The following is a 23,045-nucleotide window of genomic DNA, read 5'->3' on the forward strand; positions in this document are numbered from 1 at the left end:
AAAAATTTGCCAGTAATTTAACGCATTTTTAAGCGTTTGAAACCTAGTTTCTTGACCATTGCCGCTTAAAAAGTAAAGAAAGAGCCATTTTTGAATGTTCGAGTCGTTTTTTATTTAAAAACTTGTCCGAATGGTCAGAATCCTGCATGATTACTGCTATGACGAGTTTGATAGTAATAATCGAACCGGTGCCTAACGCACCACAAAAATAGTATTTTTCGTGATTAACCCGTACTGAGAGTATTCATCTGTGATTCAACTGTGTCTAAACGGACAGTGGCTCGAACTAGAAAATTCTGATCCATCAGAAACCCTTTTGCATTATTTACGCACCAAACTTGGTCAAAATGGTACAAAGGAGGGCTGTGCTTCTGGCGACTGCGGCGCTTGTACTGTGGTTGTTGCTCAATACAGCGAGGCAACTCAATCTTGGCAGTACCATTCGATCAACAGTTGCATCACCTTATTGGCTTCTCTTCACGGTAAACACATTATTACGGTGGAAGGAATTGCCGAGAGTTACGAGGGTGAGGCGAGCTTGTCGCACTTACACCCTGTACAACGAGCGTTGGTCGAACATCATGGATCGCAATGTGGATTTTGTACGCCGGGTATTGTGATGTCTTTATTTACTGCCTATGAAAATAATGGCGGAGCCGCGTTGACGGAAAATCAAATTCTGGATTCGTTATCGGGAAATTTATGCCGTTGCACCGGTTATCGTCCTATTGTTGATGCCGGACTAGAAGCGCATCAATATTCAAAAGCGGGCCAGTATTCAAAAGTGGGCCACTATTCAAAACAAACCACACCCGAAAAAACTTATACGACAGAAACAGCCTGCTTTAAAACAGACACAGCGCAATGCATTTTCCCGGCGAGCGAAGAAGAATTAATTCAGTTAATTACTCAGCACCCACAAGCGCGATTTGTCGCTGGCGGTACTGATTTAATGCTTGAGAAAACACAAGCGTTTAAATCGTTACCGCAATTAATTGGCCTCACACACATCGACAGTCTCCGTGAAATAACCATTACCAATAATAACGTCAGTGTCGGCTGCGGCGTTACTTTTTCTGACTTGGAACGAGAATTAAAAGACCGTTTACCTTCTTTGGTTGCGTTGTTTCATCGAATTGGTTCACGTCAGATCCGCAATCAAGGCACGCTGGCTGGAAATATTGCCAATGCGTCTCCGATTGGAGATTCGCCGCCGTTTTTGTTGGCCCTTGATGCAACGTTGGAATTGAACGGTCCCAATGGACTTCGTGTTGTCGAACTCAATGACTTTTTTATAGATTACAAAAAAACGGAATTACAGCCGGGCGAGTACATTCGCCGTGTTTTGTTTGAAATTCCTAACGACAACTTTGTACAAAGTTATAAAATTTCAAAACGTTTTGAAGATGATATTTCTGCGGCGTTATTGGTTGTTCGTTGGAGCGTTGACAATAATTATTTTAAAAACGTGCGTGTGAGCGTGGGTGGCATGGCAAGTACTGCAAAACGCGTTGTGTCCGTTGAAAATGCTCTTGAAGGTCAACCTGCTAACCAAGAAACTATTTCGACTGCGAAAGCACTTTTTAAAACCGAGTTGTCACCAATCAGCGATGTACGCGCCAGTGCTCATTATCGAATAACGGTGATCGAGAATTTATTAATGAAAGCCTGGCTTGAATTTTCTAATAATCACGCGGCCAAGACGCAATGCGTAAATGTTTGGCAGCCCAATGTAGAGAGAAAAGTTTCTCAACAGTTTGGAGGTGATTATGCGTAATACTCGCCCCTACGATCCACTCGCAAAAAAAGCGCAACACAATTCCACAACCGAATCCGATGCCATTCGCCAACGACCAAAAAAGATAAAGTCTTCGAAAGGTGTTGCCGGTAAAGAATACATCCATGAAAGTGCTATTAAACATGTATTGGGTTCGGCGATTTATACCGACGATATGCCGGAATTACCGCGAACATTGCACATGGCCGCTGGCGGCAGTCGATTTTCTCGGGCAAAAATTCTGTCGATGAATTTAGAACCCGTGTTGGCAAGTTCGGGTGTTGTGGCTGTGTTTACAAAAGACGATATCCCTGGAAATAGCGACATCGGCCCGGTTTTCCCCGGCGATCCACTGTTTGCAGAAAACGAAACCTTATTTGTTGGTCAGCCGCTGTTTGTTGTGGCGGCCGAAACCTATGAGCAAGCCTGCGCTGCCGCCGAGCTTGCCGATATTGAATATCAAGAGTTAACCCCTGACATTACCGTTGAGCAAGGAATAAAAAACCAATCCTTCGTTTTACCGGAACACACCATTGAATCTGGCGATCCAGATCACGCTATTAAAACCTCCGCTCGTACGCTTACTGGCAGTGGTTATATTCGCGGTCAAGAGCATTTATATTTAGAAGGGCACATCGCCTATGTTCAGCCACTGGAAGACGGTGGTGTGCATGTGTTTACCTCCAGCCAACACCCTACTGAAGTGCAAAAATTAGTGGCCGAAGTTTTAAACATTGGCAGCCACAAAGTTATTGCCGAAGTAAGACGCATGGGCGGCGGATTTGGTGGTAAAGAAACTCAAGCAGCAGCGCTCGCCTGTTCTGCGGCATTGGCGGCGGTGAAATTAAATCGACCCATTAAATACCGTATGCCGCGTAAACACGATATGGAACGCACCGGTAAACGCCACGATTTCAGTTACGAATATTCGGTGGGCTTTAACGAAGACGGAATTTTCAATGGTATCGACATGACCTTGGCCGGTTTGTGTGGTTGCTCGCCGGATTTATCGCAGGGCATTGTCGATCGAGCTATGTTTCATGCCGATAACGCGTATTTTCTCAATCAATCTCGCGTTGTTGGTTTAAGCCCGAAAACCCACACAGTATCGAATACTGCATTTCGGGGCTTCGGTGGTCCGCAAGGTATGGTCGCCATTGAAGCGGTGATTGATGATATTGCTCGTGAACTCAATATTGATCCTCTGACGGTTCGCAAGCGAAATTTGTATCGACCGGGCGCAAATACTACGCATTATTCCCAGCCCGTTGAACAGTTGGTTTTGCAGGATATTATTGCCGAGGTAGAAAACTCGTCCGATTACTGGGCGCGGCGAGAGGCCATCAAAACCTTTAACACCGAAAATACGTACGTGAAAAAAGGTCTGGCGTTAACACCGGTAAAATTCGGTATTTCGTTTACGGCCCAGCATTTGAATCAGGCGGCGGCCTTAGTTCATATCTACACCGATGGCACCATCTTGGTCAATCACGGCGGTACAGAGATGGGGCAAGGTTTACACACTAAAATCGCCCAGATTGTGGCGAATGAATTTTCCGTCGATATCGACCGCGTGCAGGTCAGTGCTACTCGCACCGATAAAGTGGCAAATACATCGCCCACGGCGGCGTCTTCTGGTACAGATCTGAACGGCTATGCCGCGAAATTAGCGTGTGATGAAATTCGAACCAACTTAATTGCATTTGCTGTTGAGCATTTTTCGGTAGAAAAAGAATCCGTGCGCTTTGAAGACAGCTGCGTTTTTGTGGGCGAAGAATCCTATACTTTTGCGAAGTTTTGCCAATTGGCCTACATGAATCGAATTTCTTTAATGGCGCACGGGCATTATAAAACCCCGAAAATTTATTACGATCGTGCCTCAGGTAAAGGTCATCCCTTTTTCTACTTTGCCAATGGTGCTGCTTGCGCCGAGGTGTTGGTGGATTGTTTAACCGGGGAATACAAAGTTCAGCGCGTTGATATTCTTCACGACGTTGGTCATTCCATAAATCCTGCACTCGATATTGGCCAAATTGAAGGCGCGTTTATTCAGGGTATGGGTTGGCTAACCACCGAGGAATTACTGTGGGACGAAAAAGGCCGAGTTTTATCGAACACACCGGCAACGTACAAAATCCCAACCGCGTTTGATGTGCCCAGAGAATTTAATGTCTCGCTTTATCAAAGCGCAAATCCAGAAAATACCGTGTTTAATTCGAAAGCAGTGGGTGAGCCGCCGTTAATGTTGGCCATCAGTGTGTGGTCAGCTTTGAGAGACGCGTGTTCGAGTGTGGCAAACTATCAGTGCAGTCCGCCGTTGGACCCACCGGCTACGCCCGAAAAAGTATTAGCAGCAATAGAATATGCGCGAGCATTTCAATCGAATCATTCGTAAATTTTGTGTGTTTTTCTAACACGAGACAGTGAGGAAAACGTTGTGGACAGACCTTGGTATTTAGCCGTTGGTGATTGCAAAGAAGACGGTGCACCATTTGCCCTGGTAACGGTGTTGGGAACTTCCGGTTCAACACCGCGAGATCCGGGATCAAAAATGGTTATTACAAAGGAATCTACGTTTGACACCATCGGCGGTGGTCAGCTCGAATTTTTAGTGACTCAGCAAGCGCGAGAACTGTTGGAAAAAAACGAAACCGATGTCGTCATTCGTGCATTTCCTCTTGCTGCCGAAGCTGCACAGTGTTGCGGCGGCCAGGTGAGTGTCATGATCGAAACCTTCGCCGCCACTGCCTGGCAGATCGCGGTTTTTGGTGCTGGTCATGTAGCTCAGCAATTGATTCCTATATTATCGCGCATGCCCTGTCAGGTGCACTGGTTTGATAAACGCCCAGAGTTTTTATCGATTCCCGTTGAGACAAACATAAAGCTGCGGTTGATTCCAGAAGAGGTGTCTCTCGCGGTTGAGCAATTGCCTGCGACGTCGGATGTTTTAATTTTAACCCACGACCACGCATTGGATTATGAATTGACCAAAGCGTGTTTGCAGCGAGACGATATTTCTTTGGTGGGCACCATTGGTTCGGACACAAAATCCAATCGATTTGAGCAACGTTTACTAAAAGACGGTGTTGATGAGCAGTCTCTTGCGCGATTTGTGTGTCCTATTGGTATTCCACAAGTCAAAGGAAAATTACCGATTGAAATTGCGGTGTCGATTTGTGCCCAATTAATTGCTCGTCAACAGATTGATCCGCAATCAACGCGAGATCGACGAGGCATTTCTTGGCGTGATCTTAAGAAAAACCTCAGCGAGGTTGGCGAGATCAGCGGTCAAGAAATTCATATTAATCCCAATAATTCAAAGTCACACAGTGGTTGAAAGTTCCGTGATAACAGACATTTCCATTGATCAGTTAAATGCATTGAATACTGATGAAGCAACAACATTTTTTACGCATATTTGTCATTGCCAACGCTGGGCACATGACATGTGTGCTGCACGACCATTTACCGATTTGACGGCGGTGTTATCTGTGGCAGAGGCGCTTTGGTCTGAGGCCAGTGAAGCAGAAATTTTAGAAGCTTTTCAGGGGCATGCCCGCATTGGCGATTTATCGGCCATGAAAGAAAAATACAGTGCGGCATCAAAAGAGCAGGGCCAGGTTGCGTTGGCCGACGAACGTGTATTGCAAGAGCTGCTGGTTAAAAACAACGAATACTTCGATAAAAATGGCTTTATTTTTATTGTTTGTGCAACGGGTAAATCGGCCGAAGAGATGTTGACCTTGTTGTTAGCTAGACTAGACAATCCCCGACAAGACGAATTGAAAAACGGTGCTGTTGAACAGGGTAAAATTACTCACTTGCGTTTATCCAGCCGTATTACCAATTAGCCAAAAAATTATTTTTTAGAAACATAAAATCATGACTACTCGTCCTCCTATTACTACCCATATTTTAGACACAAATAAAGGCCGACCTGCGGCAGATGTTAACGTCAAGCTCTTTTATAAACACGACGGTCAGTGGCAGTTGTTGAGTGATGCTACCACCAACAGTGACGGTCGCGTTGAATCCTGGCGCCAAGACTATGGATTTAAACCGGGCCTTTACCAGTTGATTTTTGCTACGGCTGAATATTTTGAGAAAGAAAATACGGCAAGCTTTTATCCTGAAGTAAGCATCAGCTTTCAAGTTGCTGCTTGTGATGAACATTACCACGTGCCGCTGTTGTTGAGCGGGCACGGATATTCAACTTACCGTGGCAGTTAAGGCATGAATTCAATGAAAGCGTATCGAGCCAGTATTCTGCATTTTGTTTCTGAACCGACACTCGACGGTGGTGGCGTTGAATTTTTTGACGACGGGATTTTATTGGTTGAACAAGGGCGTGTGTCTGCGCTTGATTCGGCGGAAAAATTACTGCCTAAAATTGAGCAAGAAAATATAGATTTGGTGGATTATTCTGGGCAATTGATTATGCCTGGGTTTATCGATACCCACGTGCATTTTCCACAGATTAATATTATTGGCAGTTACGGCGAGAAATTACTCGATTGGTTGAACAATTACACCTTTCCAGCAGAAAGTAAGTTCTCCGATCAAGCCTATGCTCAAGTGGTTGCTGAACAATTTGTTCAATCGCTATTCAGTCACGGTACTACCACCGCTATGGTGTATTGCACGGTGCATCCTGAGTCAGTCGACGCATTTTTTACTACTTCCAGCCGCTACAACGCCTGTATGTTGGCGGGCAAGGTGATGATGGATCGCAACTGCCCAGAAAATTTGCAAGATACCGCGGTGAGCAGCTACGAACAGTCGCAGGCATTGATTGATCAATGGCATAAAAACGGCCGCTCGCTGTACACCGTGACGCCGCGTTTTGCGCCGACATCAACACCGGCACAACTGGCATTTGCGGGTAAATTATTGCGGGAAAATTCGGGTGTTTATTTACAAACGCATTTATCGGAGAACGTTTCTGAAATTGAGTGGGTAAAAAGCTTATACCCTGATCACGAAAATTATTTAGACGTTTACGATCATTACGGCTTGTTGAGTGAAAACAGTACCTTTGGTCACGGCATTCATTTATCGGATGGCGAATTAACGCGCTTGTCTGACACTCAATCGAAAATTGCCTTTTGTCCGACCTCGAATTTATTTTTAGGCAGCGGATTATACGATTTAGCCCGCAGCGAAAAATTTGGTGTTGCAACCAGTATTGCTACCGATGTGGGGGCGGGCACCAGTTTATGTCAGTTACAAACGCTAAACGAAGCGTATAAAGTGACGCAACTTCAAGATTATCCACTGCATTCATATCAGGCGTTTTATTGGCTGACTTTAGCAAATGCGAAAAGCTTGAATATCGACGACGAGCTTGGCAATTTCAACACGGGTAAATACGCCGACTTTATCGTGCTCGGCAGCGACAGTTCTTCCGTGTTTGAATACCGCTATCAGCTGTGTCAGTCCCTATCAGAAAAACTCTTTTTATTCATGACAATGGGTGATGATCGAAACATCAAACATACCTATGTTCATGGCGAGTGTGTTTATTAAATATTAATTGTTGTTTGGAATATTATGTCTTCGGCGTATTTGTTGGATTGGCTTAGTATGGCTTTTCGTTGGCTGCATGTACTTGCAGCCATTGCCTGGATTGGATCGTCTCTAAAATATGTGTGGGTCGATAATAATTTAAGGAAACCCCCGCAATGGAAAGCCGATAAAGGCATTAAAGGCGATGTTTGGGTTATTCATGGCGGCGGTATTTATGAATTTCAAAAATACGAATTAGCGCCTGAGCGAATGCCAGAAGTGCTGCACTGGGTTAAATGGGAATCGTACACCACGTGGTTGTCGGGTTTTCTTTTGGTTTCGGTTATTTATTATAGCCAAGCCAGTACTTATTTAATGCCTGTTGATGGTGTGTTTACTGCGTCTTGGCAAGCAGTCGCTGCGGGTATTGGCTTTTTAGCATCAACATTACTGATTTACGAAATTCTTATTCGTACACCCATTGTAACCAAAGGCGCCATTTTTGCCGTGGTTATGTCTTTGGTGTTTTTAGGGTTGAGTTACATTGCCTTTCAGTTGTTTTCACCGCGTGCTGCGGCCTTGCACGTTGGCGCGGCTATCGGAACGATTATGTCTGGTAACGTGTTCTTCGGTATTGTTCCGGCACAAAAAGCGTTTATGCGTGCAATTGAAAGTGGCCAACAACCGAATGCTGCAACGGCGGCTTTTGCAAAACAACGATCACTGCACAACAACTATTTTACGCTGGCGGTGGTGCTGTTAATGATTTCGAATCATTACCCCATTGTTTACAGCCACGAATTGGGTTGGGTTTTGATTGTCGCGATTGGTGTGCTCAGCGCTTATATTAGACATTTCTTTAATTTGAAAAACCAAGGCGTTACAAAACCACAAATTCTTGTAATAGCCGGAGCCTTAATTGTGGCGTTGGTTGTATTGGCCGCACCAAAATCAAACGTGGAGGCAGCATCTGTTGATAGTTCTGTGGAAAGCTCCGTTGCGCTGAATGAAAATCCGGCAATGGTCATTGTTAACACTCATTGCTCAGGTTGTCATGCTGTTCAGCCGAGTAACCCAGCTTTTGCCGCACCACCGGCGGGTATTGTGATTGAAAATGAATCACACGTACGCGCACTGGCGGATAGAATTAGGTCTGTTTCGGTCGACAGTAAATATATGCCCCTCGGTAATTTAACAGGTATGACTCAGGAAGAGAGAGATACGTTGGGTCAATGGCTAGAAAGTTATTAATTATTTTTATTTGATCGATAGAACTAAGGTTTTTTTGAAATAACGCTTAATTTAAGATCAATATTTGTTTGAATTCCCCGTTTTTACTACCAGAATAAAATTAATTTAAACTTTTAATGCTTTTTTGTTCTGGTAGCTTCTCTTTATCTTTTACAAAGATCTCACAATCATCTTCATTATATTCCTTAAAATTATTACAAGTACTAGATTGTTATTACTGTCTTCAGTGTGTAATGAATGTATTGATGTAAAATTAATCAAATACTAATCCGGTGCTTTGATATGGACATTCGTAAAATGTGAATTGTGTCGTACAATGCGGCAGGATTTATTTTTCCTAATTCGAAAAAGGATTTACCAATTTAAGGTTGGAGAGCTTAATGGCTTTGTCGAGGGATTATTGGGTTGATTATGCTAAAGCAATTGGCATTGTGCTGGTTGTGTTTGGTCATGTACTCAGAGGTATTTTTGAATCGGGAATTCCTTTATCAGAAAGTTTTTATCATTACAGCGATAGTATTGTTTACAGTTTTCATATGCCGCTGTTTTTTTTCTTGTCGGGTTTATTTTTCTTTGATTCTTTTAAAAAGCGCGGTCCTATTTCGTTTATGGCTAATAAGGTGGACACCGTTGTTTATCCGTATTTTGTCTGGTCGATTATTCAGTTGTCGTTTGCAATCTTATTATCGCAGTACACCAATCACCCCAGTAATTTAAATACCTTAGTCTCGATCTTGTGGGAGCCAGCCGGTCAATTTTGGTTCTTATACGCTTTATTTTTCTTTTTCTTATTTTCTATCGTTATTTTTTATAAGACATTTACCGCATCGCTGACTCTTGCGTGTGTGGGTGCGTTAATCCTGTATTTATTTCCTCCATTGTTTGAACTGGACGGAATGATATTTATTTATTTCTCGACCTATTATTTGTTTTTCTTGCTGGGTGCCGTGTTCAGAAAATTGGATGACATTTCATTCTTGGGGCAACCCAAGTGGATTGGTTCGCTGTTCGCGGTCTTTCTATTGAGCCAATATTTCTTCCATTTTGTGATGGATATGCATTTTGAGCAACGCGGCGTATTTACCCTTTGGTTGGCAGTGGTTGGAATTTTATTGGTTGTTGCGATATCGGTTTGGGCTGCACAAAAACCCAGTAAGTGGTGTTTGTATTTGGGCTCATCGTCAATGGCCATTTACGTCATGCACATACTCACCGGCAGTGGCGCGCGCGTTATATTGGATAAATTTTTCGGTGTCGACAGCTTTGTTATACACCTGGTGGCGGGTTTTAGTGCAGGATTAATTGTTCCATTGATTGCTCTTTACCTGTTCAATCGTTTTCGTCTTTCTTACGTATTTTCGGCTCCCATTTCAAAATTAGTCTTACCCAAGGCTTAATTCGCCCAAAAATTTGCTGATATTATCCGGTTTATGCAGTTCGACCGTTAATGTCGGCAAGTTTATCTGCTTTTATTGAATTCCTTCTTTGAATACCTGCTTTGAGTCAGTACCTGGTTCCGATAGAATTCGGTCATTACAAGCCGTGCTTTTACTCAACCTATCTGATTAATAATCATTATGAATGAATTAACTCTTGCCGATTTTACCTTGGATTTTCTCGGTGTTATTGCCATTATTTTTATCTTTGTTGTTGGTGGTGGGCTACTCTGGGTAGCTGCTTTGTATTGGAGTGACGTCACTCAAAAATCCCACGCGATTCGCAGAAATTATCCTGTTATTGGCCGTTTTCGTTATTACTTTGAGTATCTGGGTGAATTCTTTCGCCAGTATTTTTTCGCTCAAGATCGAGAAGAGCTGCCGTTCAATCGGGCACAGAGAACCTGGGTTTATCGCGCTGCGAAAAATCTTGATTCAACGACTGCGTTTGGATCAACCCGTCCATTAAACCAACCCGGAGATTTTATCTTTCTGAATTGTTTGTTTCCGACCATTTCAGAAGATCATGTTGAGCCGGATTCAATGACCATTGGTTTTGGCTATGCCGACAGTCCTTTTCGAGCCAAGTCTTTTTTTAACGTATCAGGAATGAGCTACGGTGCTTTGTCGAAGCCGGCGGTACTCGCCTTGGCAAACGGTGCTGCTAAGGCTGGTTTGTGGCTGAATACCGGTGAAGGAGGTGTTTCTCCTTATCATTTAGAAAGCGGCTGTGATTTGGTGTACCAAATTGGAACAGCAAAATACGGGGTGCAAGACGAGCACAAACGCCTGAACGAAGACAAATTGAGAGATGTGGCTTCTCACGCTCAAGTAAAAATGTTTGAGATTAAGTTATCTCAGGGAGCGAAACCCGGCAAAGGCGGTATTTTACCTGGGCGAAAAGTGGGGCCTGAAATCGCGAAAATTCGACATATTCCAGAAGGCGAGGATTCGATCAGTCCGAACTCCCATGTCGATATCACCAATATTGATGAGTTGCTCAACATGCTTAAGCGTGTGCGCGACGTTACCGGTAAACCTTGCGGGTTTAAATTGGTGTTGGGTAATACCGCTTGGTTAACTCAATTTTGCGAAGCGATTCATAAGCGAGGTTTTGAATACGCGCCCGATTTTATTACGCTCGACAGTGCCGATGGCGGAACCGGTGCGGCTCCTCAGAGTTTAATCGATTTTATGGGCTTGCCTATTCAGTCAAGTTTACCCACGTTAAACCGAATTTTGGTGGAATACGGTTTACGTGATCGAATTAAAATTATCGCCAGTGGCAAATTAATTAATCCAGGGCGCGTTGCTTGGGCGCTAGCGATGGGTGCAGATTTTGTCGTCAGTGCGCGGGGTTTTATGTTCTCGCTAGGTTGTATTCAGGCGTTGCAGTGCAATAACAATACGTGCCCAACGGGTATAACGACCCACAATAAAGAGCTACAAAAAGGTTTAGACCCGACGGAAAAATCGGAACGGGTAAAGCATTACGCCCTTAATTTGATAAAAGAAGTGGGTGTTATAGCGCATTCCTGTGGCGTCGCAGATCCCAGACAATTAAATCCAGATCACGTCCAAATAATCAATGAACACGGTTTACCTGAGCCAGTAACGGTCCGATTTCCAGCGGCAAGCGTACGTGATGAGTACAAAGAATCGTCCTCGTCACCTTAGTGGAATACCAACTATTGGTCAGCGGAGTTTGTTGGAATATTTTTTAAGAATGATTTTTATTCTCAAAAAAATCATGCCTACAAGGTCGCGCTCCAGAAATTAAATGCTGAGCAAGACTTGATATTTCGGTTTTGGCACAAACAATGATGGTAGTTTGAAAGAAGGGTACCGTAATTTTTGGTATTAACGCTTATAAAATAAAAGGTTAATAATTCAATTACGAAAAAATTCTGGGTGAATTGGTTATTGAGTAACCGAGATGTATGGCAATAGAGACACCACCCGTATTCACCTTGATATAGACATAGCATGGTGAGAAACTTTCTTTCTGGATTAGCTCATTACGATGACTTTTCTGAGAGCGTTGCCGTTTGTGACGATGATTGTGCGACTGGAGTAACGGCTTTAGTCTAAAGATACACAAACAAGCAATTGCCAACAGATTAATGTCATTTAGAGTCGTTACATTATTACTTTTATAAGAGGTATTGCGTTGTTTTCGAACGTATTTACCTTAAATAACAAAACCGCTGAATTCAGCCTAACTAACGATAGGAATCATGACAATGGCATTTGAATTACCTGCATTACCTTACCCAAAAGATGCTTTGGCTCCTCATATCTCTGCAGAGACTATTGATTTTCATTATGGAAAACACCACAACACTTACGTGGTTAAGCTAAATGGTTTGGTTGAAGGTACTGAAAACGCGTCTAAATCATTAGAAGAAATCATCAAATCTTCTAGCGGTGGTTTATTCAATAACGCAGCTCAAGTTTGGAACCACACCTTTTACTGGAACTGCCTAAGCCCAAGTGGCGGTGGTGAGCCAACAGGTGCGCTAGCTGATGCAATCAACGCAACTTGGGGTTCTTTTGCTGATTTTAAAGAAGCATTCACCAACAGTGCGATCAACAACTTCGGTTCTGGCTGGACTTGGTTGGTTAAGAAAGCCGACGGTTCTCTCGATCTTCTTAACACTGACGACGCAGGTTGCCCATTGACTCACGAAGGTGTAACGCCATTGTTGACTGTTGATGTTTGGGAACACGCGTACTACATTGATTACCGCAATGCTCGTCCTGCATACATGGACGCATTCTGGAATCTTGTTAACTGGGATTTCGCTGCTGCAAATCTTGGCTAAGTAGCAATTGATAAAGCAAGGTGTTGTTTGAATAACACGTTTTCTGTTTTCAAAAACTTGCCTTGCTGCAATGCTAAACGCGCAAAAACCGCCCTTTTTAGGGCGGTTTTTTTATGAGTAATCAACTTTAATCGGTTTTCTTATCAACTGAATGGAGATAGGTTTACCAACCACGGGTAAGTAAAAAATAGAGAGTAAAGGGCTCATTCTAACAACAAAGCGAATCATCACCGGAATAAAAACGCCCAATAAAAACGATATTATCGAGTTGATAACAACAAACTCTTCGCCAAAAAACTTCGTTAAAATAGCGTAGGCTTTGAATTGCACAAACCAGTGAAAAATAAGAATAAAAAGGCTCGATTCTCCACACAAAATCAACCATCGTTTTGCAAATACGGTTCGATTAATAAAGTAAGAAACATAAACCACTAAATAAATTCCCGCTACAGATGCCGGTAACGAATACCAAGGATAGCGATATTCTCCCTTACCAATGTCTACGTAGGCTGGTGTTAAAATGGCTATCATTAAAAATACGATTGCCGAGAAAGCAGCATAGACAATGTTAGGCTGGTAATTTTTTACGCGTTCTTTGGTTATTGATCCGGCGAGAAAAAAGCTCGCACTGATGAATAAAGATTCCATTCTGAATGGCAAACCGGATGAAGTGTTAGGGTTTGCACCTTCTTGAAAAATTGGCAATGAAACTGAAATAGGCGATAGAGAGTAACTGATAAAATACCCTGTCAAAAATAATGTGCTGATAACAAGTGATTTTTGGAAAAGGCTTTTATGAAACAGTTGAATTGATTTGCTGAATAAAAAACAAAAAATAAACACCAACCATAAATGCGTTAAATACCATAACGGCTTCCATTCTATGGTGTCTCGATTTCCGTAAATAACGCCCATGATTGCTTGCAACGGTAACTGATGAGTCAGTACAGTTTCTAGGGCAACAAGCGCAAACAGGGTAACAAAATAGGGCTTAAGTAATTGGTCAGTTTTTTGAAGTACAAAAATAGTGGTGGGTTTGTTAAGAGAAAACACCGTGCCGGAAATAAAAAAGAACAGCGGCATTCTAAATAACGACAAATCAGATAACGGCCCGCCGTAGCCAAAGACACTGGGTAAATGCCCCATAATCACCAATAAAATAGAGATGCCTCGAATAATATCAATTAACTCGATTCTTCCGTGTGTAGGCACAGCTTTATTCCTTTTAAGTATACGAAACCAAGTGCATGAAGTTAGGTGTGTAATGCGCTACTGAATTTAGATCGAAAAATTAAAGTTTTTGCTGGTGTAATTGGATGTGTTGTGCCGAGTTGTTTCGGTTCCAGCGGAGATCACTTCAAGATTATCGCCGTTAATGATTTCGAACAAGATTCATTGGTGCCAATTGATGGTTAAGAATTAACGAAACAATAACTTTTTATTAGGCAGTTATTTTTTATTTTAAAATCTTTGGTTTTAAGTGGGTTTTTATAGTGTGAAAGGATAATAGCGAGAATGTTAGAGCGATGTGAATGTTTCTGGGAGTTATTTTAGGTGTTCGTTTTTTGTTAATAATATTAGGTTTTTTGTCAGCGGTTTTTATAAGAAGTTTTCTAGGGCCTGTTCACACTAATTTAATCACACCTGCTGGAGCGTATTTTTTTCGTATTTTAGGCGCAGTGAGTGTGATTTGGTTGTTCCAAATGAACGAGCTGCAACACGAAATACGGGAAAAATACGCCGAGCCCCTAGGGTCATCCCTAAAACACGCCATTCGTTGTTGTTCGTCGCTTATTTAGCGCGCTAAACTGCACTCCTCACGCCTAGACTGACGCGTTTTAGGGGCGACAGGTGCGGTTAAATTAGTGTGAACAGGCCCTAGATTTTAGAAAATTCTTCCACCAAAAAATTAATAAATAAACGAACCTTTTGTGACAGGTGACGGCTGCTTGGGTACACCGCCCAGGTTCCTGTGTCTGTTGGGTTGTTGTCTTCTAACACGGTTTCAAGCAAGCCTTGGTTTAAATATTTTTCCACATAAAACAGCGGTAACTGAACCAATCCTAATCCTTCTAAGGCGGCGTGAACCAACGCACGACCATTGTTGCTCTGCCAGCTTCCGCTTAAACGAAGGTCAATGTGGCGTTGATTTTCTTTAAAACGCCAAGTGTGTAGGGTGCCCATTAAACAATTGTGGTTTGTTAACGTGTGAATGTTATTAGGCTTACCTTTTTTTTCGTAATATTTTGGGCTTGCGCAAACCACCAATCGGCGTGGGGCAATTCGGCGGGCAATCAATGATGAATCTTGAAGTCGGCCAGCTCGAATAGCAATGTCATAACCCTCTGAAATTACATCGACAACGCGATTGCTAAAATCCATGTCAATTTTAATGTCTGGGTATTTTTGCATAAATTGAATAGCCGCTGGCGCGACAAAATCTTCACCAAACAAACCGGCAGCGCTGATTCTTAGCAGTCCGCGAGGTTTCTGCTGTTGGTCGATCAGCGCGCGTTCGGCGTCTTCCAGGGTTGCCAAAATCTCTTTACAGGTTGGGAAAAAACTCTGGCCAATGTCGGTTAAGGAAATAACGCGGGTGGTTCGGTTTAACAGCTGCACATCCAATCGGTTTTCCAATTGGCTGATTTGTCGGCTGATATGAGATTTAGACACCTCTAATTTATCCGCGGCTTTGGAAAAGCTGCCGTTTTCTACCACGGCGACAAAAGCTTCAATGGTTTCCCAGCGGCTCATCGTGATTCTCTATTATTGTTTCTGTGGTGCAACAGTGTTATGAAATTTAGCATATTTATACTGTTTTCTGAAACCGATATGCTTCCTCATATTAAAACGTTACATAAAAGAGATACCGTGATATGAAAACTCGTGCGGCCGTTGCATTTGAAGCCGGTAAACCACTGGAAGTGGTTGATGTCGACCTGGATGGCCCTAAAGCTGGAGAGGTGTTGGTAGAGATTAAAGCCACGGGTGTGTGTCACACAGACGCTTTTACCTTATCGGGCGATGATCCCGAAGGCGCGTTCCCAGCCATTCTCGGCCACGAAGGTGCCGGTGTTGTTGTTGATGTCGGTGAAGGTGTTAAGAGCCTAAAACCGGGCGACCACGTGATTCCGTTGTATACTCCGGAATGTAGAGAGTGCAATTTCTGTCTGCATCCAAAAACCAATTTGTGTCAATCCATCAGAACCACTCAGGGGCAAGGCTTAATGCCTGACGGCACCAGCCGTTTTTCCTTAGATGGCCAGCCAATTTTGCATTACATGGGTTGTTCAACCTTTTCAAATTATACCGTTTTGCCAGAAATTGCCCTGGCAAAAGTTCGCGAAGACGCTCCTTTCGACAAAATTTGTTACATCGGTTGTGGTGTAACTACCGGCATTGGTGCTGTTGCTTTCACCATGAAGGTCGAGGCCGGTTCAACAGTTGCCGTGTTTGGTTTGGGTGGCATTGGCTTGAATGTTATTCAAGGTGCGAAAATGGTTGGCGCCACGCGAATTATTGGTATCGATCTTAATTCGTCAAAAGTGGAATTAGCCAAGCGTTTTGGAATGACTGATTTTATTAATCCAAAAGAAGTCGACAATGTGGTTGATCACATCATTCAGCTCACCGGCGGTGGTGTGGATTACAGTTTTGAATGCATTGGCAATGTTGAAGTGATGCGTCAGGCGTTGGAATGTTGCCACAAAGGCTGGGGCGAAAGCTGTATTGTTGGTGTTGCCGGTGCTGGCCAAGAAATCAGTACACGTCCATTCCAATTGGTGACTGGTCGCAGTTGGAAAGGTACGGCATTTGGTGGTGCGCGTGGTAGAACAGATGTACCAAAAATTGTTGATTGGTACATGGATGGCAAAATTAATATCGACGATCTAATTACTCATACCATGCCATTGAACGATATTAATAAAGCGTTCGATTTGATGCATTCGGGTGAAAGTATTCGATCGGTTGTTTTATACGATTAAGATTAAATAAAAAAGGGTAGTAGGGTGTTTGAGCCTCTGGCTAACTTCAAGATTGTTCACGCTAATTCATTGTTTTTGATGAATTATGCTGAGTTGTTTTGGAGTTAGTCAGAGGCTTTTTTGGATTATTAATCATGGTTGTTTGTGTGGTTAATAATCGGCTTTCAAAAAATAATACGGTTGGCAGGTACAAAACTACTTGAACTAATCGATTAATTCAGTAATCTGCGACATTTTTTATCCGCTGGTGTAATAGGGCCGTTGTTTTTTATTCTTTCTTGCTAACAATGGCGTACTCGCAAATGCGTTGTACCTAATACAGTAAACGGTAATCTGTCATTCTCTAATGGTTACGAGTCGAAAAATGAAATTGCAGAAAATCAGCAGTGCAAAATGTTTTGACGGTGAGCAGTTGCGATACGTCCACTATTCAGATGTTTTGCAGTGCGAAATGAAATTTTCTATTTTCCTTCCGCCAAAAGCAAAAGAAGGTGCCGTTCCAGTTATTTATTGGTTGTCTGGTTTAACCTGTACCGATGAAAATTTTGTTACCAAAGCCGGTGCGCAAGAATACGCGTCCGATTTTGGTGTTGCTATTGTTGCGCCAGATACCAGCCCTCGCGGAATAGATGTACCAGATGATCCAGAAGAGGCATACGATTTTGGTTTGGGTGCGGGCTTTTATTTAAATGCTACACAAGAGCCTTGGTCTAAACATTACAACATGTACGATTACATCGTTCATGAATTACCACAATTAATTGCTTCTGAATTTCCAATCAACAGCGATTTGTCTTCTATTTCTGGTCACTCAATGGGTGGTCACGGTGCGCTGACCATTGCGTTAAAAAATCCTGAACTGTTCCGTTCAGTTTCTGCTTTTGCGCCAATTTGTTCGCCAATGCAGTGTCCTTGGGGGCAAAAAGCATTCGGTAATTATTTAGGTGACGACGAAAGCCGTTGGAAAAAGTACGACACCATAGAATTAATTAGAAAATCGACTGAGCGTTTGCCCATTTTAATTGATCAAGGTGACGCCGATAACTTTTTAGAAGCACAATTAAAGCCTAAATTGTTAGAGCAAGCCGCAATGGCTGCGGATTATCCTATTTCTTTGCGTATTCAATCTGGTTACGATCACAGTTACTTTTTTGTCGCCAGTTTTATTGGCGAACATATTAAATTCCACGCAAAAAATTTACTGTAACTTTTTTGAATTACCCATAAATACCCGCTGTAATTGAAGTGCTGTGATTAACGCGTCCGTTGTGTTAATCACAGTATTCTTAATTATTTATTAAAATGCGTATTGGTAACCAAAAGTCAGCATATTTTCCATTTCTAATTGAATGCCGTTTACGTCTTGCATAATTGGCATTGAATATTCAAGCGCGATTCTGTGCCCTCGCAACCAACCTTCTTGAAATACTGAGTTAAATCCAAAGCCGAGATTTACGTAATCGCCGCCTTGGTTGTTTGGATTTGCTGTTTGAACCGGGGCGGTAATGTTGTCGTCTTGTCCGTCAATTTCATCGACGGTTTTACCAGTCAATCGTGCAGAAAAACTGATTGAGGGTGAATAGCTGTAACTCGCCCAGCTTGAAATCTGATGGGCGTCGCCAAACGTGTAATCCTGGCTGTTTTCAGAAAGACGAATCATCGCTTTGTATTGTGCGCCCCAAGCCCACTGATTGCGTTTTCCTGTGTAGGTTAATCCTGGTTCAAAATCGAAGGTGCCGGTGCCTAATTGCATAGGGTAAGGCAGACGCAAGTTCGGACGCGTATTCATCGGCGATAAAACATCGTCAGTCTCTTTGATAGAACCTGTCGGTAAACTAAAGCCAACGTTTAAATGCACGTGGTGAGTTGGATCGTCGAACAGTCGATATAAACCAGCAATTTTAGTATCGCCAATACCCGAGGCTTTGGTGGTGAATCTGCCCAGTTCTGTTGTGCCCATACCGCCTTGGAATGTGATGTGATCCATTTCTTTGGTGGTGTGATTAACCATTGCCATCAACGTTAGATTGTCAGTCGGCGCGTACATTAAGCCAATCATATGCATTTTGGTGGTCATGTTGATTGGCACTACGCGAACATTGGCCGGACCAGCGAATGGATTTGCCAAAGTATTTACGATTTCTGTGGGTGTAATGGAGTCATCACCGTTGAGGTTGCCGTCCATTTCCATTTCCATGTATCGATAAGACAACATCCATTCGCCTGCTTTGTGCATGTGATCGCCCATAACACCAATTGGGGCGTGGGAATCTGCGTTAATCGCATCAACATTACCGGCGATAGCCGCACCTGGATGCGCGAAAGCTTGTGAGCAAGAAAAAGCCGCGGTTGCTAAAAAAAGTGCGTTGAATTTTACAGGAAGTTTTCGGTTTTTGATGGCCATTGTTGTTTCACCGTTAAATCAAAAATTTAATGTGTGAAATAATAATGGCTGGGGCTTAAAAATAAGTGTGACATTCTGCCGCAGGCAGCGTTAATAATTATTGTGTTTGATTTACATTTAATTTTATAAAGAAAATTTAAATGTAAATCTTGTGTTAACTTTAGATAATTTAATCGTAGATTATTAACGCTGACTTTTTAACGCTGCTTGTTCGAGAATTTTTTCTCGTGTGTGAGAAGCCATTGTTTTGCGTCCATGCCACCGGCATAACCTGTTAATGCGCCGTTTTGCGCAATCACTCTATGGCAGGGAATAATAATGGAAATTGGATTGGCTCCGTTGGCGGCGCCCACTGCTCGACAAGCTTTGGGGTTATTTATTTCGACACTGATGTCGTGATAGCTTCGCGTTTCTCCGTAAGGAATATTAACGAGCTTTTCCCATACCGTTTTTCTGAATTCGGTGCCTTGAGGTCGCAGCGGAAGATCGAACTCTTGTCGAGTACCCTCGAAATATTCGTTTAATTGTATGATCGTATTTTCGAATAATTTTTTATTTTTGGGTAACTCAGAAACGCGATCGTAAATTTTATGCTCCGGAAAAAATATTCCCGTCAATTCCACTTCTGAATCACTGAGTGGGATTCCGGTGAGAATCAATTCTCCCAGTGGGCTTGCAATTACGGCTGAAACTTCTGTATCTAAAACTTTATTGGTCATTTAATGTATCCCATAAATGGAGTACCGCATAGCTGCGCCAAGGACTCCAACTTTGTGAAATTTCCAGTGCCTGTTTAGGACTTGGTCTGCCCAAGGCGTTGCGAATACCGATATCTTCTTTCGGAAATGCATCGGGCCAGCGTAAAACTCGAAAGGCAATGTATTGCGAGGTCCAAGGGCCAATACCTTTAATGTCGAGTAATTGTTGTATGACTAAATTGGGATCCCCTCCGGGTTCTAATGTCAGTCGTTGATCCAACACACGTTGTGCGATTTCAATAATGGCGTTGGCTCTCGCGCTGACGATGCCTAATGAACAAATTTCATCGAGTGTTGCTCTGGCAATTCTTTCAGGCGATGGGCTCATTCGGTTGAGTTCTTCGAAATCGGTTTCGATTGGGTCACCAAAATATTCGCTGAATCTTCCCGATAACGTTCTCGCTGCTTTGACCGTTACCTGTTGCCCGAGCACGGCGCGGATGGCTAGCTCAAATCCGTTGAAAGCGCCGGGAACTCGCAAGCCAAAACTGTTTTCACTGAAATTACCCGGTAAGTTTTTTTGATTTAAATGAGTGGCGATGAGTTCTGGCTGCGCGTTAACATCAAATAGGTGTTTAATTCTGACCAAAACCTGTGAAATGACCGGCGTTAATTCCTCACTGATGGTGAGTTCCAATGCCGAGCGTTTTTCATTGTTGGTCACATTAACAATGCCGCGGTGATTATTTATTTCGATGGTACGAAAATAACTGTCGCCGTGAATCAGTTCGACACCTTTTAATGTTCGACTGCTTAAAAAATTTAATAAGCGAGACCACAAAAAAGGCCGACGATAACTTACATTGAGTTTTACCGTTTGGCTTTTCTTGCCGTGATTGACGGTTTCGCGGCGTAATTGCGATGGTGTTAGTTTGTAGTTTGATTTAAACACTTCGTTAAAGCGCCTGATGCTATCAAAACCACTGCTTAATGCGACATCGGTAATTGGCAACTGTGTGTCGGTCAGTAATTGTTTGGCAAGTAATAGACGATAGGTTTGAATTAATTGCGTGGGTGTAACACCAAATAATTCCGCCGTCATTCTGCGCAATTGCCGTTCGCCAATGCCTAAATTGGATTGTGTTGCCGTTAAGCAATCCTTTCCGTAGGATAAATTCATTTGCACAAAAGCAATAATTCGTTGAGCGTTGTCTTGTTCGCTGGATTGAAAACTTGGCAGGGGTGCTAATTCGGGGCGACAACGAAGGCAAGGGCGAAAACCTGACTGTTCTGCTTGCGCGGCGGAATCAAACATAATGCAATTTTCTTGCTTGGGTTTACGAGCACTGCAAATAGGACGGCAGTAAACGCCGGTTGTTTTTACGCCGGTAAAAAATATGCCGTCAAATCGCTCGTCGCGAGAAAAAAAAGCTTTAAGGTAATTGTTAGGAATCGGTTGCATAGTGCCAATACTAAACCGACAACCGCCGCAATTCTGGCGGAATACGGACATGGATTTTTAGCTGCCGAAAAGCGACTTTGGTCAACTTTGTCGGCACAGCTTTTATGTTTCTATTTGCGCTTAAAGAAATGTTAACCGTTTGTTGCACTTTTGTCGGGTTGTTTTTGGTAACTTTTAACCGCTAACATCATTTGAGACGTATATATAGGATCTATAGGAGCCTCTGATTAACCTCAACATCACTCAGCGTGATCTCAAGCGTGCAGTTGCAAGGCGCCGTTTGCAATTAATGGCCTGAGTCCTTAATAAAAACGGCAACGCCGCAAATGTGCGCTTGAGACCGCGCCTTTCAGGGCCTGCCAGTTTTTTCCTGCTCCGCGTTGTGCTTTTTCGATTTAACCCGTTAGACCTTCAAAAGCACGCCTTGATCAGAAAAAAACTCCTTGGCCTGAGTAATCTTGAGGTTAATCAGAAGCTCCTATAGGTACATAACCCATTGTTTTGCGGAGGCTTAATGTCAGATACAGAGTTAAAGTCGCCTGTTGATTTTCAAGAAATTATCGGTCAAAACGATTTGAAAATTGCTGTGGCAACACTAAATGCGCCTAAGAGCATTAACGCATTATCCTTTGAAATGGTTAATTTGCTGCTCAGTCGTTTGGCGCAGTGGCAGACTGATGACAGTGTGGCTTGTGTTGTATTGCGCGGTGCGGGTGAACGTGGCTTTTGCGCCGGTGGTGATGTTGTGCACTTGCGTGAATCCAGCATTGCCAACGACGGCGTCGGTGCGGAGTTTTTCGCGAAAGAATACCGTTTAGACTACACGATTCATACCTATTCCAAACCGATCATTGTTTGGGGCAGCGGCGTTGTTATGGGTGGCGGGCTTGGTCTTATGGCGGGTGCGAGCCATCGAATTGTTACCGAAACTACACGCCTGGCTATGCCAGAAGTGACCATTGGTCTTTTCCCCGATGTTGGCGCTGCTTGGTTTTTGAATAAAATGCCGGGTCGCGTGGGATTGTTTATGGCGCTCACAGGCGTTCCAATTAATGCCGCCGATACCTTGTTTGTTGGTCTTGCCGATCATTTCTTAAATAACGATCAGTGGGATTCTTTTTTCGACGGCTTGATTTCACTGTCGTGGGGTGATTCAAGTGAGCATCACACTCAGATTTCACGTTTGATCACTCAGTTTGAAGCGCAGTCTGTCGACCGCCCGGATTCCATTGTTCGCGAGCATTTCGATGAAATTCAAACGCTGACCTCTGGTATTACGTTTGAAGAGACCTACCAAAATATCGCCAGCTACAGCGGCGAAGATGAGTGGTTAACAAGAGCGTCTAAGACACTTAAAAATGGCTGCCCAGTTACGGTTGCATTAGTGCCTGTATTACTGCAAAAAGCGTTGCATATGTCGCTGAAAGAAGTGTTCTATCAAGATTGGGTCATTGCCGTGAATTGCTTGCGTTTAAGTCACTTCAGAGAAGGTGTGCGAGCACTGTTGGTCGATAAAGACAAAAACCCTCAGTACGAACCGAACAATATTCAGTCGGTTACTTCCATGCATATTGACGATCACTTCAATACCCAGGGTTTAAGTAAAAACCCATTTGCTGATTTGGATTAGCGCTGCGTGTTGAGCGCCCTGAATGTGTGTTCGATTGAAAAATTATCGAAGCTTGCATTCAGGGCTGTTGA

At 43.2% G+C, this 23,045-nt stretch carries 18 protein-coding genes; 13 read left to right on the top strand and 5 right to left on the bottom strand.

Going from position 1 to position 23,045, the window contains the following annotated elements; translation table 11 throughout:
• Nucleotides 1-250: 250 nt before the first annotated feature.
• From xdhA to LU361_RS10705, 10 genes are all read left to right on the top strand, one after another.
• Nucleotides 251-1,777: a xanthine dehydrogenase small subunit gene (gene xdhA, locus LU361_RS10660; RefSeq protein WP_233088829.1), complete on the top strand. Its 1,527-nt coding sequence runs from the start codon at nt 251-253 to the stop codon at nt 1,775-1,777.
• Nucleotides 1,770-4,172, top strand: a complete 2,403-nt coding sequence (gene xdhB / locus LU361_RS10665; RefSeq protein WP_233088830.1) for a xanthine dehydrogenase molybdopterin binding subunit — start codon at nt 1,770-1,772, stop codon at nt 4,170-4,172. Before xdhA ends, xdhB begins: the two co-directional genes overlap by 8 nt.
• Before the next feature lie 42 nt (nt 4,173-4,214).
• The gene (gene xdhC / locus LU361_RS10670; protein WP_233088831.1) at nt 4,215-5,114 is read left to right on the top strand and encodes a xanthine dehydrogenase accessory protein XdhC; all 900 of its coding nucleotides are present in this window, start codon (nt 4,215-4,217) and stop codon (nt 5,112-5,114) included.
• Nucleotides 5,115-5,121: 7 nt separating this feature from the next.
• Complete coding sequence (gene uraD / locus LU361_RS10675) at nt 5,122-5,628, top strand: 2-oxo-4-hydroxy-4-carboxy-5-ureidoimidazoline decarboxylase (RefSeq protein ID WP_233088832.1); 507 nt, start codon at nt 5,122-5,124, stop codon at nt 5,626-5,628.
• Between the two features lie 31 nt (nt 5,629-5,659).
• Nucleotides 5,660-6,007, top strand: a complete 348-nt coding sequence (uraH, locus tag LU361_RS10680) for a hydroxyisourate hydrolase (RefSeq protein ID WP_233088833.1) — start codon at nt 5,660-5,662, stop codon at nt 6,005-6,007.
• Between the two features lie 12 nt (nt 6,008-6,019).
• Complete coding sequence (gene guaD, locus LU361_RS10685) at nt 6,020-7,303, top strand: guanine deaminase (protein ID WP_233088834.1); 1,284 nt, start codon at nt 6,020-6,022, stop codon at nt 7,301-7,303.
• Between the two features lie 24 nt (nt 7,304-7,327).
• The gene (locus tag LU361_RS10690; protein WP_233088835.1) at nt 7,328-8,533 is read left to right on the top strand and encodes a urate hydroxylase PuuD; all 1,206 of its coding nucleotides are present in this window, start codon (nt 7,328-7,330) and stop codon (nt 8,531-8,533) included.
• 380 nt (nt 8,534-8,913) lie between these two features.
• Nucleotides 8,914-9,930: an acyltransferase family protein gene (locus LU361_RS10695; RefSeq protein WP_233088836.1), complete on the top strand. Its 1,017-nt coding sequence runs from the start codon at nt 8,914-8,916 to the stop codon at nt 9,928-9,930.
• Nucleotides 9,931-10,110: 180 nt separating this feature from the next.
• Nucleotides 10,111-11,646, top strand: coding sequence for an FMN-binding glutamate synthase family protein (locus LU361_RS10700; RefSeq protein WP_233088837.1), 1,536 nt, complete (start codon nt 10,111-10,113; stop codon nt 11,644-11,646).
• A gap of 566 nt (nt 11,647-12,212) precedes the next feature.
• Nucleotides 12,213-12,794 (top strand): superoxide dismutase, encoded by a 582-nt coding sequence (locus tag LU361_RS10705; RefSeq protein WP_233088838.1) that lies wholly within the window; start codon nt 12,213-12,215, stop codon nt 12,792-12,794.
• Between the two features lie 111 nt (nt 12,795-12,905).
• On the opposite strand, the gene LU361_RS10710 is transcribed toward LU361_RS10705, so the two are convergent.
• Nucleotides 12,906-14,006, bottom strand: coding sequence for an acyltransferase family protein (locus LU361_RS10710; protein WP_233088839.1), 1,101 nt, complete (start codon nt 14,004-14,006; stop codon nt 12,906-12,908).
• A 666-nt stretch (nt 14,007-14,672) separates the two neighbouring features.
• Nucleotides 14,673-15,548, bottom strand: coding sequence for a LysR substrate-binding domain-containing protein (locus tag LU361_RS10715; RefSeq protein WP_233088840.1), 876 nt, complete (start codon nt 15,546-15,548; stop codon nt 14,673-14,675).
• A gap of 122 nt (nt 15,549-15,670) precedes the next feature.
• Between LU361_RS10715 and LU361_RS10720 the strand changes: the two genes are divergently transcribed.
• Both LU361_RS10720 and fghA read left to right on the top strand, forming a co-directional pair.
• A complete protein-coding gene (locus LU361_RS10720; RefSeq protein WP_233088841.1) occupies nt 15,671-16,780 on the top strand; it encodes an S-(hydroxymethyl)glutathione dehydrogenase/class III alcohol dehydrogenase in 1,110 nt (369 codons plus the stop codon).
• Between the two features lie 370 nt (nt 16,781-17,150).
• On the top strand, nt 17,151-17,987 hold the full coding sequence (gene fghA / locus LU361_RS10725) for an S-formylglutathione hydrolase (RefSeq protein ID WP_286206492.1): 837 nt from the start codon (nt 17,151-17,153) through the stop codon (nt 17,985-17,987).
• 90 nt (nt 17,988-18,077) lie between these two features.
• On the opposite strand, the gene LU361_RS10730 is transcribed toward fghA, so the two are convergent.
• From LU361_RS10730 to LU361_RS10740, 3 genes are all read right to left on the bottom strand, one after another.
• Nucleotides 18,078-19,184, bottom strand: coding sequence for a transporter (locus tag LU361_RS10730; protein ID WP_233088843.1), 1,107 nt, complete (start codon nt 19,182-19,184; stop codon nt 18,078-18,080).
• Between the two features lie 197 nt (nt 19,185-19,381).
• On the bottom strand, nt 19,382-19,903 hold the full coding sequence (locus LU361_RS10735; protein WP_233088844.1) for a methylated-DNA--[protein]-cysteine S-methyltransferase: 522 nt from the start codon (nt 19,901-19,903) through the stop codon (nt 19,382-19,384).
• Complete coding sequence (locus LU361_RS10740; RefSeq protein ID WP_233088845.1) at nt 19,893-21,395, bottom strand: AlkA N-terminal domain-containing protein; 1,503 nt, start codon at nt 21,393-21,395, stop codon at nt 19,893-19,895. The genes LU361_RS10735 and LU361_RS10740 overlap by 11 nt, the downstream gene beginning before the upstream one ends.
• A 463-nt stretch (nt 21,396-21,858) precedes the next feature.
• On the opposite strand from LU361_RS10740, the gene LU361_RS10745 reads away from it, so the two are divergent.
• Nucleotides 21,859-22,974: an enoyl-CoA hydratase/isomerase family protein gene (locus LU361_RS10745; protein ID WP_233088846.1), complete on the top strand. Its 1,116-nt coding sequence runs from the start codon at nt 21,859-21,861 to the stop codon at nt 22,972-22,974.
• Nucleotides 22,975-23,045 lie beyond the last annotated feature (71 nt).

This window comes from Sessilibacter corallicola (assembly GCF_021290925.1).
Taxonomy (GTDB): domain Bacteria; phylum Pseudomonadota; class Gammaproteobacteria; order Pseudomonadales; family Cellvibrionaceae; genus Sessilibacter; species Sessilibacter corallicola.

Coding starts and splice junctions, on each gene's coding strand:
- LU361_RS10705 (WP_233088838.1), top strand. CDS start 12,213: ATGGCATTTGAATTACCTGCATTACCTTACCCAAAAGATGCTTTGGCT.
- LU361_RS10720 (WP_233088841.1), top strand. CDS start 15,671: ATGAAAACTCGTGCGGCCGTTGCATTTGAAGCCGGTAAACCACTGGAA.
- LU361_RS10695 (WP_233088836.1), top strand. CDS start 8,914: ATGGCTTTGTCGAGGGATTATTGGGTTGATTATGCTAAAGCAATTGGC.
- LU361_RS10745 (WP_233088846.1), top strand. CDS start 21,859: ATGTCAGATACAGAGTTAAAGTCGCCTGTTGATTTTCAAGAAATTATC.
- LU361_RS10700 (WP_233088837.1), top strand. CDS start 10,111: ATGAATGAATTAACTCTTGCCGATTTTACCTTGGATTTTCTCGGTGTT.
- LU361_RS10715 (WP_233088840.1), bottom strand. CDS start 15,548: ATGAGCCGCTGGGAAACCATTGAAGCTTTTGTCGCCGTGGTAGAAAAC.
- LU361_RS10690 (WP_233088835.1), top strand. CDS start 7,328: ATGTCTTCGGCGTATTTGTTGGATTGGCTTAGTATGGCTTTTCGTTGG.
- LU361_RS10735 (WP_233088844.1), bottom strand. CDS start 19,903: ATGACCAATAAAGTTTTAGATACAGAAGTTTCAGCCGTAATTGCAAGC.
- xdhB (WP_233088830.1), top strand. CDS start 1,770: ATGCGTAATACTCGCCCCTACGATCCACTCGCAAAAAAAGCGCAACAC.
- LU361_RS10740 (WP_233088845.1), bottom strand. CDS start 21,395: ATGTCCGTATTCCGCCAGAATTGCGGCGGTTGTCGGTTTAGTATTGGC.
- guaD (WP_233088834.1), top strand. CDS start 6,020: ATGAAAGCGTATCGAGCCAGTATTCTGCATTTTGTTTCTGAACCGACA.
- uraH (WP_233088833.1), top strand. CDS start 5,660: ATGACTACTCGTCCTCCTATTACTACCCATATTTTAGACACAAATAAA.
- LU361_RS10730 (WP_233088843.1), bottom strand. CDS start 19,184: ATGGCCATCAAAAACCGAAAACTTCCTGTAAAATTCAACGCACTTTTT.